Below are 17,131 nucleotides of genomic sequence, written 5' to 3' on the forward strand. Positions count from 1 at the left end.
CCACTTTTAAACCCCCACAATTCTGGGTATAAAAAACCCTATAAGAATGTGAGGGAAAAGCCAAATGATAAGAATAGCCGCAATGACAAGGGATCATCAAATTAACAATAATATTAATATAGAAAACCTCGATAGGAACGCCTTTAAATGGATTTGGGTTGACTTCAATCAGCCGACGGAAGAGGAAGTAAGGCATTTGGATAGTACGTTTTACTTCCATCCATTGGCGATAGAGGATTGTATACATAGACTGCAACGACCGAAGCTTGATCATTATGAGGATCATACTTTTTTCGTGACGCATAGTATTCAGGAAAAGGATGACGAGCTTCATAAAGAGGAAGTGAATTTCTTTTTAGGGGAGAATTTTATCGTGAGTTTTCATCAGGCACCTTCTAAAGAGGTGGATGAGGTTTGGGAGAGCTTGGACAAGCCGCCAAAAGATGTGGAAAACTGGGATCAGTATTATGTGTTTTATGAGATTCTCGACAACATTGTCGATAATTATTTTCCGTTCCTTTATATCCTGGAGGATCAGCTGGACAATATTGAGGCAAACACGCAAGAGAAATCGATGAATCAGCTGATGGAAGAGCTGTTTGATACGAGGTATTCCTTATTGGAACTGCGACATACGATCATTCCGATGCGGGATCTGTTGTATCGCATGCTCCATACACATCGCCTGGATGGAGTGATGAAAAGGAAAGAGTACTTCGCGGATATTTATGACCATCTCCTGAAGCTCTCTGACATGATTAACTCCAACCGGGAGTTGACGGCGGACATTCGGGATAATTACCTTTCCTTGAACTCGCATCAAGCCAACAATGTCATGAAGGTCCTTACCATCATCACCTCTATCTTCGCACCATTGACTTTCATTGCGGGAATCTACGGGATGAACTTTCAAAATATGCCGGAGCTGACCTTTCATTACGGATACTTTGTCGCGCTTGGAGTCATGGCAGTGGTTGGGATAAGCTTGTTTATTTTGTTTAAGTGGAAGGGGTGGTTTAAGTAAGAGTACTTTGAAGGATGAGCCGTTGAAATAAAACAAATAGCATGTTTAATCCCTCAGGACTAAACATGCTATTTGATGTGCTTCTATTTTTTTGAAAAACGCAGCTCCGCAAACTGCGCGTATTTTTCCACTTGTTCTAGTTTAAGGTTAATGTTGGTGTGTAGTTCTTTAAATAATGGGATGCCGCTTCCGAGAATGATGGGTGCGATGGTGATGATGTATTCATCCACTAGGTTTTCCTTTATATAATGATGCAGCAGCTCGCCGCCACCGACGATCCAGATATTTTTTCCTGGCTGTTGTTGAAGCTGATGGATGAGTTCGCTGACCTCCCCATGAATGAAGGTAACATCCTCGGTGTCGACAGCTTTGGTAGAGTTGGTGTACACATAGCAAGATTTTCCCTTGTAGGGAAACTCCTCAAGCTCTTGGTTTAACACCCAATCGTACGTTTTTTTCCCCATGATGACCGTATCGATGGTTTCGTAAAACTCCGAAAACCCATTATCCCCCTCTGCTTCTGTTTCGTCGAGCCAGTGGACAGATTCTTCCTTTGTTGCGATATAGCCATCTAAACTTGTGGCAATATATACTACGACCTTTCGGTTATGATTCATATGGTTTCGTTTCTCCTTTTAAGTAGATTTATTAAAGGATCTAATTGTATATACCTTACCATACTAGCCTCGAATTACCTCGATTTATTCTACAGTCTGATACCATTTCCTCCGCAGCATGCTGTATTCTTCTCTAAACAAATCTCAAGAAGTGTTATAATTTAGAAAATTGCAACGGAAGGATGCGCTAGCATGTCTCTATCAAAATTAGATGAAAGGCTTCATTTTCAACACGAAGAGCTATTTCAAGTGAAAAATTGGATGACGCCAAGCCCCTATTCTATTCATCCAAGTAAAACATTAAGAGAGGCTTCCGAGATGATGGTGCAGTTTCGACTGGATAGCCTGCCTGTAGTGGATGAGGCCAATCATATCATGAACATGATTACGTCGAGAAAACTCCTTCATTATTTTTCACAAGGAAATGGCGGGGAAGAGTTAATCGGTAGCATTCCAAAGGCAAATCTCACTTTTGTCCGTCCAGATGAATCCATTCTTGAAATACTATCCCTTCCATATGATCAGTTTCCTGTCATCGATAAAAGCGGCAAGCTCGTTGGCCTCCTGACAGTAAGGGATATACTCGACGGGGTGTCCAAATATATGTATAAACGGAATCAACAACATTCAACAGGTGCTCTTGGGGCCATTTTAGAGACGGCGTATGAGGGGATTGCGGTAGTCGATGAAAATGGTATTCTGCAGGAATTTAATGAAGCATATAGCCGGTTTACGGGAATTTCCCGTGAGGATGCCATCGGGAGGCATGTGACAGAAGTAATTGATAATACCCATCTGCATGAGACAGTGAAAACGGGGATTGCAGAAAGGGGTGTGCTCCAAAACATTCAAGGACATGACATGGTGGTCCATCGGATTCCGCTTTGGCAGAATGGCAGGATTGCTGGGGCTATTGGGATGTTGATTTTCGAAGGTGTAACAGAAGTATATAAAATATATGAAAAGCTGCAGGGAAAACAAGAAAAGCAACCAGACCTGCTAACAAAAAAACAGGAAAGAGACAGCAGAATCACGATTGATCACATTATTGGTACAAGCGAAGGTGTGATGGAGGTCAAGAGGAGGGCCCGTAAGGCAGCAAGAACGGCAGCTACAGTCTTGATAACAGGGGAAAGCGGAACGGGAAAGGAGATGTTTGCCAAAAGCATTCACCATCTCAGCCCCTTTTCAACCGGTCCGTTCATTAGCGTGAATTGTGGGGCCATACCGGAGCATCTCTTTGAATCAGAACTATTTGGCTATGAAGAAGGGGCCTTTACCGGGGCAAGAAAGGGCGGGAAGCCAGGGAAATTTGAGCTTGCCGACAATGGGACGATATTTCTCGATGAAATTGGAGATATGCCGCTAGTGATGCAGACGAAACTATTAAGGGTCCTTCAGGAAAAGGAAGCGGAGCGGGTAGGAGGTCTGAAAAAGATCCAAATCAATGCAAGAGTCATTGCTGCGACCAACCGTAACCTAAAGCAATTAATTGAAGTGGGAAAATTTCGTGAGGATCTATACTACCGGCTTAATATTATTCAGTTGCATATCCCACCGCTGCGTGAAAGGAAAAAGGATATACCGGTTCTTTTGATTTATTATTTGAGAGAAATATGTGAACGGTATCAGATGCCAGCAAAGATTTTCACGTCTGAAGCAGTGAATGCCTTTGTTCAGTTTTCTTGGCGAGGAAACATCAGGGAGATGGTGAACACGATTGAGCAACTGGTGACACTTGTAGATGGAAAGGTGATTGAGTATCATCATTTGCCAGATATGTTGAAACGAGCGGAAACTTCGAATACAAAGGTAGAAAGAGGTTTTCTTGAAGAAGCCAAGTTTTTGGGAAACAAACGAGAGTCGGAATTAATTTTTGAGGCACTAAAGAAAGCTGGTGGAAATAAATCCAAGGCTGCAGAATTGCTTGGCATCCATCGTACAACTCTTTATCAGAAACTAAAGAAATACGGAATCGTGTGAGGATAGTGTAGGGAGTTCGCTACAATAAATCTACAACTGTAGTGTAGGGACTACAGTTTCACAATCCAAAAACAGCGAAATGTATGGATTTCCATGTTGGCACGCTTTTTGCAAGTATGTCAGTGACAGAACAAAAGGGGTGGAAAGTTCAATGGAGAAACCAGCAATTTTTCGTGTTCCGGAAGCTATTTTTTATGGAAGAGGCTCTTATGAAAAGGTTGGAGTGGAAGCTGCACAAAGAGGAAGCAAAGCTTTAGTCGTTAGTGATCGAATAATGGAGCAACTCGGATATGTGAATGAATGCAGAACGTATTTGGAAGCATCAGATGTTCAAAGTGTCGTATACCTTGGCGTAGCGTCTGAGCCAACCGATGATTATGTAGCAGAAGCACTTGAGATGTTTCAAAAAGAACAATGTGACTTGGTCATCTCTGTTGGTGGTGGAAGCTGTATCGATACGGCAAAGGCAATTGCGGTTCTTGTGACGAACGGTGGCCATATTGGTGACTATATGGGTGGAAAGAAGCTCGCAATGCAAGCACCGGTTCCTCATATTGCGATACCGACAACAGCAGGGACAGGCTCTGAGGCGACAGATGTAACGGTGATCACGAGCTCCACCACTGATGTCAAAATGATGATCAAACAGCCTGCTTTTATGCCAAATGTCGCAATTGTTGATCCGTTGCTGACTTTATCTTCACCGCAACATGTAACATCAGCAACTGGAGTGGACGCCCTAAGTCACGCGGTGGAAGCTTATTTATCCAAGAAAGCACATCCGATGACAGACACGATAGCCTTGTCGGCGATGAAGCTGATCGCGGAGAATATTTTAACTGCTTATAATGATGGGGAAAATGTCGATGCACGGGAGGCGATGAGTTTGGGAGCGCTTCAGGCTGGGATGGCATTCTCCAACGCATCTGTATGCCTAGTGCATGGGATGAGCCGTCCGATAGGGGCATTGTTCCATGTACCACACGGAATTTCGAACGCCATGCTTTTGCCGGCGGTATTGGAATTCAGCCAGGAAGCATGTGTGGATCGCTTGGCGGATATCGGCAGGATTTTTAAACCTCAAAATGAAAGCCTTTCCAATAAAGAAGCAGCTGAGATTGCCGTTCAATCTATTAAAGAGCTTTGCTTAAAATTGCAGATTCCTAACTTGCGAGGTTGGGGGATTGATGAGGAAGCATTTAAGCTTGCCGTGGCAAAAATGACAGCAGACGCAATGGACTCTGGCAGCCCGGCAAATAACCCAAGAGTGCCGACCCCGATTGAATTGGCAGAACTGTACCATATATGCTATGACTATCAGCTTGCTACTGAGGAAGAGAAAGTCTAATACATTGCTTGAAAAATCCATAGATTCTAAAGGTGAAAGGAGAAATGAAAGATGACAACTGCAACTAAAAATGTATTAAAAAACTTTATCAATGGGGAATGGGTAGACGCCAATACGGATAAATTCGATGCTGTCCCAAACCCTGCAACTGGTGAGGTGCTTGCACATACGCCGATATCTACAAAGGTAGATGTTGATAGAGCGGTTCAAGCAGCAAAAGAAGCGTTCCAAACCTGGAGTAAAACCCCAGTTCCGAAGAGAGCGAGAGTATTATTTAAGTATCAGCAGCTATTAATAGACAACTGGGATGAGTTAGCCAAACTGATTACACAGGAAAACGGCAAAAGCTTTAAAGAAGCATATGGCGAGGTACAGCGTGGCATAGAGTGTGTGGAATTCGCTGCAGGTGCCCCATCCCTGATGATGGGTAAGCAGCTTCCAGACATAGCAACAAATATTGAATCCGGCATGTACCGTTACCCTGTTGGAGTCATTGGCGGCATTACGCCTTTTAACTTCCCAATGATGGTACCTTGCTGGATGTTCCCTCTTGCCATTGCATGTGGAAATACATTCGTCCTAAAGCCATCGGAAAGAACACCAATCCTAGCGAACCGTCTGGCAGAATTGTTTACGGAAGCTGGTCTTCCTTCTGGCGTATTCAATATTGTCCATGGTGCCCATGATGTAGTAAACAGCCTGATTGACCATAACGACGTACCTGCTATTTCTTTTGTTGGCTCCCAGCCAGTTGCCGAATATATTTACAAATCTGCGACAGCAAAAGGCAAACGTGTTCAGGCACTTGCAGGTGCGAAAAATCACTCCATCGTCATGCCGGATGCGGATCTTGACAGTGCTGTTAAAGAAATCATTGGTGCTGCATACGGTTCTGCAGGGGAAAGATGCATGGCGTGCTCCGTTGTAGTTGCGGTGGACTCTGTTGCGGATGAGCTTGTTGCGAGATTGAATAAAGAAGCAAGCCAGCTGATCATTGGAAACGGAATGGACGAGGATGTCTTCTTAGGTCCAGTTATCCGTCAGGAAAATAAAGACCGTACAAGCAGCTATATTGAAAGTGGCGAACAAGAAGGGGCTTCCCTTGTCCGCGATGGCCGCAATGACGAAGCTTATCACGAAAAGGGTTACTTTATCGGCCCAACCATATTTGATCATGTTCAACCAACTATGAAAATCTGGAAGGAAGAAATCTTTGCTCCAGTCCTATCTATTGTCCGTGTGAAGAATCTGGAAGAAGCAATCGAACTTACCAATAAGTCTGATTTTGGAAACGGAGCATGTCTTTTCACTCAAAGTGGTAGCAATGTCCGTACCTTCAGAGAAAACATTGAAGTCGGCATGCTTGGTGTCAACATAGGTGTTCCTGCCCCAATGGCGTTCTTCCCATTCTCAGGCTGGAAAAATTCCTTCTATGGCGATCTTCATGCTAACGGATCAGACGGAGTGGAATTTTATACAAGAAGAAAAATGCTGACCGCCCGTTGGTAAAAATGAAAGAAGAGCTGCTTATATCTATATCAAGCAGCTCTCAGTGTGTAGACAAAGTTAATTATTATTCAAAATGATGAGATTCTTGTGTTGATCGGAGTGGAAGGCGCGAAGACTCCTGCGGGAGGAAAGGACATGGGAGACCCCGCAGGGCGCAGCCCGAGGAGGCTCCCGGACTGCCCGCGGAAAGCGAAGCGCCTGGAACGAAGATCAACAAGTAAATGCAAATCTAAAGATAATTAGAGTTTGTCAAAAGTCAAAGAGCTACTGATATATAATATCAAGCAGCTCTTTGGCTTTTAACAGACTTTTATATCTATTACTTTTTTGTAAGTATCCTGTTGGATGCAAGATAACTTCGCATTTTGTTTTATTCGTAGTTCATTTCTATTTCTTGACGGATTAATTCTTTAGCACTTTCTAATGTTTCTTTGACATCATCGCCCTCTGAAATAAATGTCAACGCATTAGCCATCGGATCCCAAACTGCTGAAAGTGCAGGTACTGGAGGGAAAGGATTCGCATGCTCAAGTTGTGTTGCAAAACCAGTTAATAAAGGATCATTTTGAAATTCTTCGCTGCTAAGGATGGAGGATTTTGCTGGCATTTCTCCTGTTTCAGCAAAGTAATAGCTCAAAGATTCTTCATTTGTTAAATAAATAGCTAATTCTGTTGCCTCTTTTGGGTATTCCGTGAATTCAGAAAGCATCCAGCCTTTTGTTCCTAAAAACGTTATAGGATGTTCACCGTTCTCAAGTTTTGGTAGTGGCGCAGTTCCTAATTTATCCCCTAGTTGCTCTTGTAATTCCTTAAGTGCCCAAGGACCATTGATGATTGCACCTACATCTCCTTGAGTGAATAAACCGCCTACAACATCCATTGTTATTCCTTGCGGGATGTATCCTTTTTCAAACCAACTTTGAATTAATTGTCCACCTTGTTTGGCTCCTTCGCTTGCTATGCCTATATCATCCGTATTATAGACATTGTTTTCTTGACCAAAAATCTCTGCTCCATACCCCGCCATAAATGGAAAGGAGAAATAGAAATCTATTGCAGGATATAAGAAACCAAACTTATTGTTTTGCATATCGGTTAATGATTCCGCGATTTCTTCTAAATCTGCCATGGTTTCCGGTGCTTCTGGAACAAGATCTTTATTATAGTAAAGCGCAAGTGATTCTACGACAGCAGGAAGTCCATAAACTTCTCCCTCAAAGCTTAAAGCTTCTACTGAACCTTCTGAATACGTATCAAGAATGGCCTGATCCACTTCCATTGGTCGAACCAATCCTTTCACTGCCAAGCTTCCGATTCCCGGTTGGAAGAACAGGTCAGGACCTTTCCCAGCCGGACCATCAAGTGCCAATGCTTCTTCTTGTTTATCCATCGCAAATGGAAGGACTTTTACGGCAATACCTGTTTCATCAGTGAAGCCTTTTACAATTTCTTCGACCGCTGGAGCTTGATCTGTTGGTGTCCAAACTAATAATTCCTTTGGAGCACCTGCTTCACTTGTATCTGAATTACTATTCTGTGCTCTGTCTGGACCACAAGCAACTAAGAACATCAATACTAAAATTGAAGATAGAATAGCCAATTTATTTTTCATCATAATTTCTCCCCCTTTTAATTAATAAGATAAGCTTGTTAATTTCCGAGTTGAATGAGTGTTATCACCACCCTCCCTGAAGGTTAATCGGTTAATTGATTATAAGCGCTTACAATTTAATCAACTTCAAGTAGATTCTCAGGTTAACCGCTTAACCTAGTTTTTAAAATTTAAAGTGCTATATGTTTTTGAATAGCACTTCTTCCTTTACTGTTTTCATTTAGTTGCGTTTCTGGGTTGATTCTCTAATGATTAGTTCTACTGGTATTTCAACAGTTTGATGTTCGGTATCTGTTGATTCAATAGAATTTAAGAGTAGGTTACCAGCTGTTTTTCCTTTTTCAATAATGTCTTGTCGGACTGTCGTTAAACTAGGAGTCGTATAGTTACTTATAGTCAAATCATCAAAGCCGACAATCGAATAATCACCGGGTACTTGTTTACCTTGTTTTTGTAGAGCTTTCATGATTCCAATTGCCAATACATCTGACACCGTTACAATTCCTGTTAATTTTCGTTCATTGTTTATAATCTTCTGTCCTAGCTTTAATCCAGTATCAAATGTAATATCTTTCGTTTCAAAAATTAACTTCGTATCCAAACCTAGACCAGCTTCTTGTAATGCTTTTTTATAACCCTCATAACGCTTTGTATCGACAGGGCTTGATTTAAGGTTCGTAGCGACAAAACCGATATCTTCGTGTCCTAAATCAATTAAGTGTTTAGTTGCTAAATATCCACCTTGTTCATCATTTACTTTCACATTATCAAATAGATTTGTATATTCCTCATAAGTATCAATAAGGACTGTTGGAATGTTAAGCGCTTTCAACTCATTGTATAAGTTTTCGGAAAACATCCCCAAGAATATCAATCCATCTAAATTTCTTTTCTTTACCCAATTTCTACACTCTTCAGGATTTCCAACGCCTGCGATCATCGTATCAAACTTACGGTTTCGAGCGACTGACTCCACTCCGCTTACAAACTCATTGTAATATAGGTTGTTCTTAAACACCGAAGCCGGTGAATCTTCCACTAACGGGAGCATTATTCCAATCAGATTGGATTTCTTTTTTGACAAGCTAATGGCGGTAAAATCAGGATAGTAATTTAAAACTTTCACCGCTTCAAGTACTCGCCGCTTTGTATCATCCGATACTTTCTTTACACCGTTTAATACATAGGATACGGTTGCAGGCGAAACTTCCGCATATTTAGCTACATCTTTGATCGTTGTTTTTTTCATCTTTGCCTCCAGGTTAACCGGTTAACTCCTTGTGTTATAAGAGTAATATATTTCATTGAAAGTTGTCAATATGCTTTATTTTTGGCAGGTTCGTTCTTTCATTATGGTGCACGATATCTGCTTATTGTAAGTCAACATAAAAAACAGCATACCTATCCCCTCCGGATTAAGTATGTGCCATGTTTGTTTCCTTAAACCTTAATACACTTTATCCCCATTAAAAATAGAGTTTGTCACAATCACATAATCTACTTGACGGAGGGAGTCCAAAGTGGTCATCCGGCGTAGGAGAGGAAGTAGTCCACTAAACTCATGACAAACTTCCTTTCCCATTTCGTGAGTAGCTTTATAATCACCCAGAATAGCGAAACACTCCTAATCAACCGTCCCTGTTTGCTCTATTTTAACTTCTGCCTTAACAGAAACTTCTACATCTGGATAATACGTTTCCCATTCTTGCTTATTAAATGCGCGGTATTGTTCCTTATACTTTGCTCCTAGTCCTAATGGATCAACTTGCTGCTCTTGAAGCTGTGAGATGATTTTTATAGCCTGTTCTTCTATCTGTTTTTCCACCTTTTTTTCATACTTCTTTTTATTAAAAGGCTGCTTTTGTTTCTCTGAAGGAGCAAATTCTTGCAGTTTTGTTTTCATTTTAAGATTGATAGTAAACTCGGGTCTGCCCTTTACAGTTTTAATTTTATAATCTGGTTTTGAATAAAGAGTTTCCAGAACCACTTTATCTCCGTTTTCAAATACAAAAGATTGGAGACCATTATTTCTGTTTTTATCAACTAGCGTTTTGAACATGTAAGTATCTTCCATCGGCATCGAGGTGATAAATTTGTCATATTTAAAAATTGCCAGTCCTATGATTCTGATGCTGCCATTTACATTTTTAATAAGTGGCAAATACGGATCTTGGCCGATTTGAAATAATTGAAATAAAAAAGTTTTTAAATTGGTGTTGGGAAGCTGCCCGAATTCAGTGTTTTGTTCCAATAATTCTTGAATGTATGTGGAGATATTCTCATTTTTATACTTATTCAAATTCAATAATTCATTCGTATCGCCATCAACAATTGCCAAATGAACGATACTTCCGATAGAAGGATCTCGGTTTATCGTATCTACAAAATCATTAATACCGGTTTCTGCCAGCTCTTTCCCGTAAAGAGCAAACCGAAGCTGTCCGCTTACTAAACGGAACTGTGTTTCATTATTTAAAATAGACCGTATTTCTTTACTTGATTGCCCAAAGGCGGATTTGACTTCAGTGGAAGATTTGTCTTGGTTGAAAACCGGAAATACAACGGTCTCCTGTATGCCTCCATCATCTGCCAAGTCATAGCCAACGCCTTGTATCATCCCGATTTCATTGACAATATTGGAAGGGAGTAGGGAACACCCTGATAATAAAATGAGTAATATACAAATGGCTGGATGTTTAACCACTTTGATTCCCCCTTTTAAACAAAGTAAAATAAAGCAGAAGCAGAGGAATATAGCCGTAAAAAATGTATAAGTTCATTTGAGTGATGGATGTATCAATCAAATCCTTAAAAGGCTCGTTTGCTAATTGACAAATCAAGACACTTACGAAGCCGAGTATTAGCAAGGCATATTTCTGCTTCATATTGAAAATTTTCTTCAACCCTCTACTTGCGCACCATAACAATAGGGAAACCAAAGCCGTAACAATGATTAAATACATAGAAATATACAAGTATTCAAATCGCTCCAAAAAAGAGTACTTAATTACTTTTGTAATGGAAAGCTCTGGCCAAATGGTTGTTTGTAACTGTTCTTCACTATAAAAGGTGAAAGAAACTATACTTGAAATGGTATAGAGTACTGTAGTAAAAAGAACACCCAAATGGGCAAACTTTTTGGATTCATCGGGATTCCTGATGAACGGATAGCACATTAATAATACTTCGGTACCAGCTATTGTGTACATCGAGCTCTTAACGGAGTCCAATATGTCCATAAAGGAGTGATTCATAATGGGCAGCAGGTTGGAAAAATGGGCAATTTTCAATGGGAAAAGATATAACACCAGGATATATACTTGCGGAAATACAAAAGACAAAAAAGATAAGCCGACAACGACGCGGAATCCTCCGGAGATACAATAATAAACTAACATGAGAGTCATAGTCGCGATAAGCCAGGATGGTAACGTCGGGAACATCCAAACTTGAATGATTTCTATGAATGCAAGCATTACAGAAATGCTTGCTATACCGTAATAACTGATTATGAAAAAACTTAAGAACTTCCCAAGAAACTTACCGAAGGCAACAGTATGAACGTCAATGATATCCCCGTCTACTTTCCCTAACAGTTTATACATAACCCAGATGAAAGCTTGGACCAGGCACCCTGCGGCTAAGACACCTATCCATGCGTCATAACCTGCTTTCTCTGCAATCGTTTTTTGAAAGCTTAAAATGCCAACACCGACCTGAGAATTGTAAATGATAAAGAAAACTAAATAAGGAGATACTTGGTGCCTTCTACTTACATTCAAATGTAATCACCCTAGAAATTTATTCATAAAAATCATTCAATGGCTCAGGACTTTTTTGGTTGTCTACATATTTTTCCTTTTTGGCAGGCCTTAAGGTTTTGGGATTATATTTTTGCAAGGGGAAAGGAAGCCTTACCCATAAATCTTGAAATGCCGTTATTCTAACTGGATATAGAGGTAAATAAGGTCGTCCAAGGGATGTTAGTCTTAATAAATGGATCAATGTATAAATTAAACAAATAAAAATACCTAATAAGCCCATCCATGCGGCAAGAAAAATGAAGGGGAATTTAATGAACCGAATGGTATTGCTAAATTTATACACAGGTGAGGTGTAGGAAGCTAATGTTCCAAGTCCTACAATAATCAACAGAACATTACTGGTTAATCCAGCCTCGACCACTGCTTGTCCAATAACAATCCCCCCTACTACACCAAGAGATTGACCAATCTTTAAAGGTAAGCGGATTCCTGCCTCCTTTACCATTTCGATCATCAGCTCTAAAAACAGTGCCTCAAGAAATGGGGGAAAGGGAACAGTCGCTCGGGATACAACAAGCGGTTCTAGTAAGCGAGCAGGTATTAATTCGTAATGATAGGTCATGATTGCCACGTACATCGGAGTGACAAAAGCTGCGATCCATATGCCAGCATATCGTATAATCCGAAAAAAATTGCTAATGATCCAAGAGTAGCTGTAATCTTCCATCGCAATAAACGATTCCACCAATGTTACTGGCAGGATAATCAGATTAGGCGATCCGTCAACCCCAATGATAATTTTTCCTTCCGACAGACCAGCTGCCACCCTGTCAGCCCTTTCCGTTGCAATAGATTGTGGAAACAAAGAATTTGAATTGTCCTCAATCATGGAAGAGATATAGGAACTATCTTGAATATGATCATATTGGATATCTTGGATCCTTTGGATGACGGTGTTTATATTTTCCTGGTCAGCGATCCCTGTCACATATAATACTGCAACTCTTGTTTTTGATAATTTCCCGACTGTCATTTCTTTGACAATGAGATCTGATATACGCAATCTTTTCCGGATGAGATTAATATTTGTATCTAATTCCTCAATAAATCCAGCCTGCGGACCTATTGCGGATGCTTCGGTTGTCGTAATTCCTACGTCGCGAAATTTAGTGTTTGCGATATTCACCAATAAACAAGCATCATCATTTGAATCTATTTGAATAGCCATATACCCATCCATAATGTTATTGATAATTTCATCTGTGTCCCTAGAAAGAATGATTTCTTGAACGGGAATGATGCTCTTAAGTTCTTCTAAAGAAAACGGCTTCTGTAAGTAGGGAAGTACATCTGTATGTAAGATGTCAGATGAAATAAGCGTGCGAAAATAAGAAATCCAAAATGGGCCGTTATCATGTGTGGAAGTATGATAATGGATAAAGTCATTTGAATGGGAGAAAGTTTCTATCCAATTTTGATTTATTGTTATGGAATCATCATTATTACTATTGCTATTTACCATTATAGGATAACCTCAGCTAATGTTTTTTTTATTATGTGAGAGGCTGGTGAATTTATACAAATAATTATTTTGATTATTAGTATTAAATTTAAAAAGACATTATTGTAAAGTTATCTTAGTGAGAGAGTGGTGAATAAGGTCAGTTAAGGCTTCTATTCCTTTGGGCAATAAATGGACACCGTCTGCTACAAAATATTCTGGGTGATCAATAGCTTCGGAATGCCAATCAACCAACTTCACATTCTCATATTCTTGGGCTTTTTTATAGAATGCCTGATTTACTTTTCCTTCCCATGGGCGAGGAACACGTGTGTTAATTAAATAAATTTGAGCCTCTGAGAAAGAATTGAGTAATGTGTCGATTTGATGTTCGGTAAAATAGCCGTTTGTTCCTAGATGAATAATGACTGCTTTTTCAGGATGATTGAAATCTGCATAGCTGGGGGCCAATTTGACCGCTTGTGAAACTTGTCTTCCAATTTCTGCATCTATTGTGATGTTTGGAAATATTTTTTGCAAGCTGGCAGCCAAATCAATCATTACGGAATCACCAATGGCAAGTATCCCCGTATACGGTTGATGTAGAGGCTCATCATTTGTATTCATTATCTCCTTTTGTGATATTTCTTCGTCGATTTCAGGTTTATATACTTCGTCAATAACTTGATCGGATGGATTTATTTCAGATTCCTTGATCTCCTTGTTCTCGTCGTTTTTACCTAAAGATTCTCCGTCATTAATTTTTACAGTAGCTGGGTAGGAAACCATTGCATCCTTTTGTTCTTCATCAATAAATAGACCTGTGATCCCGATAACAAACACAAGAAAGACTAAAGGAAAGAGCCCTGTTAAAGCTTTTCTGGCAAAAGGAGAGCTTCTCCACTTTATCCTGTTGATGACAAAGTGGCTTTGAAAAAATAGTCGGAAACCATGTTGTTGGATCGGCATTTCAATGAAGCGATAAGATAGTTCCGCTAGGATGAATGTGAAAATGAGTTGGGACGCTATAAGCCAGTATTCAGGATTTCCAATTTGATAAACTGGCGTGCTCAACACCATCACTGGATAGTGCCAGAGGTAGATACCGTATGATCTTTTACCTATCCAGCGAAGGGGCTTCCAAGCGAGTAAGTGTCCTAAAAAGCTTGCTGGATGACAAATGCAAGCGATTAGGATCATAGCATTCAAACAAATCAGGAACATGCCTCCTCTGTACAAAAGCTCCTGATATTCATCCACAAACAATAAGCAAAAAATGAAGATGGCAAGTGAAAGGATACTTATTATATCCAGTGTAAGATGATGTTTGATAGAAAGTTTGTTTGACGAAAGTCTCTTCATTGGCCAGACAAGAGCCAGCCAGCAGCCCATGAGCAATTCAAATGAACGGGTATCCGTTCCATAGTAGACACGACTGGGGTCTGCCATGGGTTCATAGAGCAGACCCATTAATATAGCAGAAAAGATTGCACCGCCAAAAACAAAAATCGCAAATTTGCTTTGCTTTTTAAATATATATAGCCCTATTGCCAACACAATCGGCCATATGAGATAAAATTGCTCTTCGATAGCTAAAGACCATAAATTTTTCAATGGTGAAGGGGCTCCGAAACTATCAAAATAGGAAACTTCATGAAAGATAAACCACCAATTGCTTGTATAAAGTAGAGAAGAGACTGCATCTCCCCTTACTGTATGAAGAAGTTCTTTGTCAAATAACGTTACCCACACGATAATAACCATAATCATGACATATGCAGCAGGAAGGAGACGCCGCATCCGCCCGACCCAAAACTTACGCAAATTTATTGTAAACCTCTCTCCATGATCCGGTAAGATGATCGATGTGATTAAATAACCTGATAAAACAAAAAAGATACTTACCCCGAGGAACCCACCTTTAGCCCAGCTGAAGTTAAAATGGTATGCAATGACAAATAATACCGCTAGAGCTCTAAGCCCATCCAATCCACGGATATAACGGCGTTTTTCTACTTTTCCTCTCATAATCTCTTCCTCCAATTTTTGTTCTGCCCTATGTTGAAAATAAATAATAGTTTGGGAGAGTAAAAAATCATTCCGATGAATAGACGTGGCCGCCCAATCATTTAGTTTCAAAAAAAACAAAAGTAAATAAATTACATTTATTTACTTTTTTGAGAACAAAAATATTTGTTCTATTCAACAATGGTTGTTTAAAAAGAGATAAAATTGGTTGGTATCATTTTTGATTGTGCGAATGAAACTTTTTAAGGATGTTTCTTCGTCTAACATACGAAAGATTAATCAGCATGATTTTATGCTTTCTTAAGAAGGTATTTTTGCAAAAAGGGGCCATCTAAATAATGAAGAAAAAACATATGAAAAAACTACTTGTCACCTGTATAAATGAGCACAAAGAGGATTTTTATCGGTTGGCATTCAGTTATGTGAAAAATCAAGAGGATGCATTGGATATCATCCAGGAATCAATAAAAAAGGCCCTCATTTCGATTGAAACAGTTCAAAAAGCGGAATCGATTAAAAGTTGGCTTTATACGATCATCATTCGTACTTCCATTGATTTTTTAAGAAGACAAAAGAAAATAACTCCTATGGATGATCAAACTATTGAACTACTAAGTCTTGGAAATGAGGACGAATACAAGGACATAGATCTATCCAATGCATTGGAGGAATTACCTGTTAAGTATAAAACCGTCATTATCCTGCGATATTTTGAAGATATGAAACTGGATCAAATAGCTGAAATCATCGGTGAAAATGTTAATACCGTGAAGACAAGGCTCTATAGGGGAATAAAGTTATTGCGCATCAGCATTACGGAGGAGGAAATAATCTGATGGATAAGAAATTAAGAAATTTGAAAAAAGAATATAAAGATACACCTATCCCAGATGAATTGGATTTTATCGTAAAAAAAGCCCTCAAGGAAAAAAATAAAAGAAATGGGAGCTGGATGAAGCGTATTATTGGTGTAGGAATAGCGGTGCTGGTATTCATCACGGTGGTTAATGCGAGTCCGAGCTTTGCAAATGCCTTATCAAGGATGCCTGTGGTTGGTTCACTCATTAAGGTGTTGACTGTTAAGGAATTTAAAGTGGACGAGGGAACAGCCAAAGTGGATATAAAAGTACCTGCCATTACGAGCATGGAAAATGAAACACTCGAATCCACCTTGAATGAAAAATACCTAGAAGAAAGTAGAAAACTATACAGTGATTTTCTATCGGAAATGAAGGAAGTAAAGGAGAATGGTGGAGGTCATTTGGGTGTGGAAAGCGGTTATGACGTAAAAACCGACAATGAACAAATTCTTGCTGTGGGCAGATATGTTGTAAGCACGGTTAATTCATACTCAGAGTATACCTATGATACGATCGACAAGAAAAATGAACTTTTGATCACCTTACCGAGTTTATTTAAAGATGGTGAATATATAAACCTGATAAACGAAAATCTCGAGGAACAGATGAAGAGTCAAATGGAAAGCGACTCTGACAAGTTTTATTGGTTGGAAGGGGAAATGGGCTTTAAAACAATTGCCAAAGATCAAAGCTTTTATATTAACGATGAAAGTAAACTTGTCATCGTATTTAATAAATACGAAGTCGCACCGGGGTATATGGGTGTTTGTGAATTTACCATTCCGACGGATGTCATTGAGGATATATTAGTAAGTAAAGAATATATTAAATAGCAGAATTCCAACAAAAAATCAGGGTTTGGACCCTGATTTTTTGTTGGTGTAT

Annotated in this window: 13 protein-coding genes; 6 read left to right on the plus strand and 7 right to left on the minus strand. The window is 39.7% G+C overall.

Annotated elements, in window-relative coordinates; translation table 11 throughout:
• Positions 1-64 precede the first annotated feature (64 nt).
• Positions 65-1,024: a magnesium/cobalt transporter CorA gene (gene corA / locus MKY77_RS02525; RefSeq protein ID WP_339148661.1), complete on the plus strand. Its 960-nt coding sequence runs from the start codon at positions 65-67 to the stop codon at positions 1,022-1,024.
• Between the two features lie 83 nt (positions 1,025-1,107).
• Here corA and MKY77_RS02530 read toward each other — a convergent pair whose 3' ends face one another.
• Positions 1,108-1,641 carry a dihydrofolate reductase family protein gene (locus MKY77_RS02530; protein WP_339148662.1) on the minus strand — a complete coding sequence of 178 codons (534 nt, stop codon included), beginning with the start codon at positions 1,639-1,641 and terminating at the stop codon, positions 1,108-1,110.
• A 192-nt stretch (positions 1,642-1,833) separates the two neighbouring features.
• Between MKY77_RS02530 and MKY77_RS02535 the strand changes: the two genes are divergently transcribed.
• From MKY77_RS02535 to MKY77_RS02545, 3 genes are all read left to right on the plus strand, one after another.
• On the plus strand, positions 1,834-3,624 hold the full coding sequence (locus MKY77_RS02535; protein WP_339148663.1) for a sigma 54-interacting transcriptional regulator: 1,791 nt from the start codon (positions 1,834-1,836) through the stop codon (positions 3,622-3,624).
• A gap of 151 nt (positions 3,625-3,775) precedes the next feature.
• A complete protein-coding gene (locus tag MKY77_RS02540; RefSeq protein ID WP_339148665.1) occupies positions 3,776-4,972 on the plus strand; it encodes an iron-containing alcohol dehydrogenase in 1,197 nt (398 codons plus the stop codon).
• Between the two features lie 51 nt (positions 4,973-5,023).
• Positions 5,024-6,481, plus strand: coding sequence for a CoA-acylating methylmalonate-semialdehyde dehydrogenase (locus MKY77_RS02545; RefSeq protein ID WP_339148667.1), 1,458 nt, complete (start codon positions 5,024-5,026; stop codon positions 6,479-6,481).
• A 370-nt stretch (positions 6,482-6,851) separates the two neighbouring features.
• Here MKY77_RS02545 and MKY77_RS02550 read toward each other — a convergent pair whose 3' ends face one another.
• The 6 genes from MKY77_RS02550 to MKY77_RS02575 all read right to left on the minus strand — a co-directional run bounded on the left by MKY77_RS02550 (position 6,852) and on the right by MKY77_RS02575 (position 15,386).
• Positions 6,852-8,096 (minus strand): extracellular solute-binding protein, encoded by a 1,245-nt coding sequence (locus MKY77_RS02550; RefSeq protein WP_339148668.1) that lies wholly within the window; start codon positions 8,094-8,096, stop codon positions 6,852-6,854.
• Between the two features lie 217 nt (positions 8,097-8,313).
• On the minus strand, positions 8,314-9,342 hold the full coding sequence (locus MKY77_RS02555; RefSeq protein WP_339148669.1) for a LacI family DNA-binding transcriptional regulator: 1,029 nt from the start codon (positions 9,340-9,342) through the stop codon (positions 8,314-8,316).
• 375 nt (positions 9,343-9,717) lie between these two features.
• Entirely contained in the window at positions 9,718-10,797 is a 1,080-nt protein-coding gene (locus MKY77_RS02560; protein WP_339148670.1) for a Ger(x)C family spore germination protein, read from the minus strand.
• Positions 10,790-11,875 carry a GerAB/ArcD/ProY family transporter gene (locus MKY77_RS02565; RefSeq protein ID WP_339148671.1) on the minus strand — a complete coding sequence of 362 codons (1,086 nt, stop codon included), beginning with the start codon at positions 11,873-11,875 and terminating at the stop codon, positions 10,790-10,792. The genes MKY77_RS02560 and MKY77_RS02565 overlap by 8 nt, the downstream gene beginning before the upstream one ends.
• Before the next feature lie 19 nt (positions 11,876-11,894).
• Positions 11,895-13,379: a spore germination protein gene (locus tag MKY77_RS02570; protein ID WP_339148672.1), complete on the minus strand. Its 1,485-nt coding sequence runs from the start codon at positions 13,377-13,379 to the stop codon at positions 11,895-11,897.
• Positions 13,380-13,478: 99 nt separating this feature from the next.
• Positions 13,479-15,386 (minus strand): acyltransferase family protein, encoded by a 1,908-nt coding sequence (locus MKY77_RS02575; protein WP_339148674.1) that lies wholly within the window; start codon positions 15,384-15,386, stop codon positions 13,479-13,481.
• 338 nt (positions 15,387-15,724) lie between these two features.
• On the opposite strand from MKY77_RS02575, the gene MKY77_RS02580 reads away from it, so the two are divergent.
• Together MKY77_RS02580 and MKY77_RS02585 are read left to right on the plus strand one after the other, a co-directional pair.
• Positions 15,725-16,222, plus strand: a complete 498-nt coding sequence (locus tag MKY77_RS02580; RefSeq protein ID WP_339148676.1) for a sigma-70 family RNA polymerase sigma factor — start codon at positions 15,725-15,727, stop codon at positions 16,220-16,222.
• Positions 16,222-17,079, plus strand: a complete 858-nt coding sequence (locus MKY77_RS02585) for a DUF3298 domain-containing protein (protein ID WP_339148678.1) — start codon at positions 16,222-16,224, stop codon at positions 17,077-17,079. Before MKY77_RS02580 ends, MKY77_RS02585 begins: the two co-directional genes overlap by 1 nt.
• The last annotated feature ends 52 nt before the right edge of the window (positions 17,080-17,131 follow it).

The organism is Sutcliffiella sp. FSL R7-0096, from assembly GCF_038595065.1.
Taxonomy (GTDB): domain Bacteria; phylum Bacillota; class Bacilli; order Bacillales; family Bacillaceae_I; genus Sutcliffiella_A.

Coding starts and splice junctions, on each gene's coding strand:
- MKY77_RS02540 (WP_339148665.1), top strand. CDS start 3,776: ATGGAGAAACCAGCAATTTTTCGTGTTCCGGAAGCTATTTTTTATGGA.
- MKY77_RS02580 (WP_339148676.1), top strand. CDS start 15,725: ATGAAGAAAAAACATATGAAAAAACTACTTGTCACCTGTATAAATGAG.
- MKY77_RS02555 (WP_339148669.1), bottom strand. CDS start 9,342: ATGAAAAAAACAACGATCAAAGATGTAGCTAAATATGCGGAAGTTTCG.
- MKY77_RS02545 (WP_339148667.1), top strand. CDS start 5,024: ATGACAACTGCAACTAAAAATGTATTAAAAAACTTTATCAATGGGGAA.
- MKY77_RS02575 (WP_339148674.1), bottom strand. CDS start 15,386: ATGAGAGGAAAAGTAGAAAAACGCCGTTATATCCGTGGATTGGATGGG.
- MKY77_RS02570 (WP_339148672.1), bottom strand. CDS start 13,379: ATGGTAAATAGCAATAGTAATAATGATGATTCCATAACAATAAATCAA.
- MKY77_RS02550 (WP_339148668.1), bottom strand. CDS start 8,096: ATGATGAAAAATAAATTGGCTATTCTATCTTCAATTTTAGTATTGATG.
- MKY77_RS02535 (WP_339148663.1), top strand. CDS start 1,834: ATGTCTCTATCAAAATTAGATGAAAGGCTTCATTTTCAACACGAAGAG.
- corA (WP_339148661.1), top strand. CDS start 65: ATGATAAGAATAGCCGCAATGACAAGGGATCATCAAATTAACAATAAT.
- MKY77_RS02530 (WP_339148662.1), bottom strand. CDS start 1,641: ATGAATCATAACCGAAAGGTCGTAGTATATATTGCCACAAGTTTAGAT.
- MKY77_RS02585 (WP_339148678.1), top strand. CDS start 16,222: ATGGATAAGAAATTAAGAAATTTGAAAAAAGAATATAAAGATACACCT.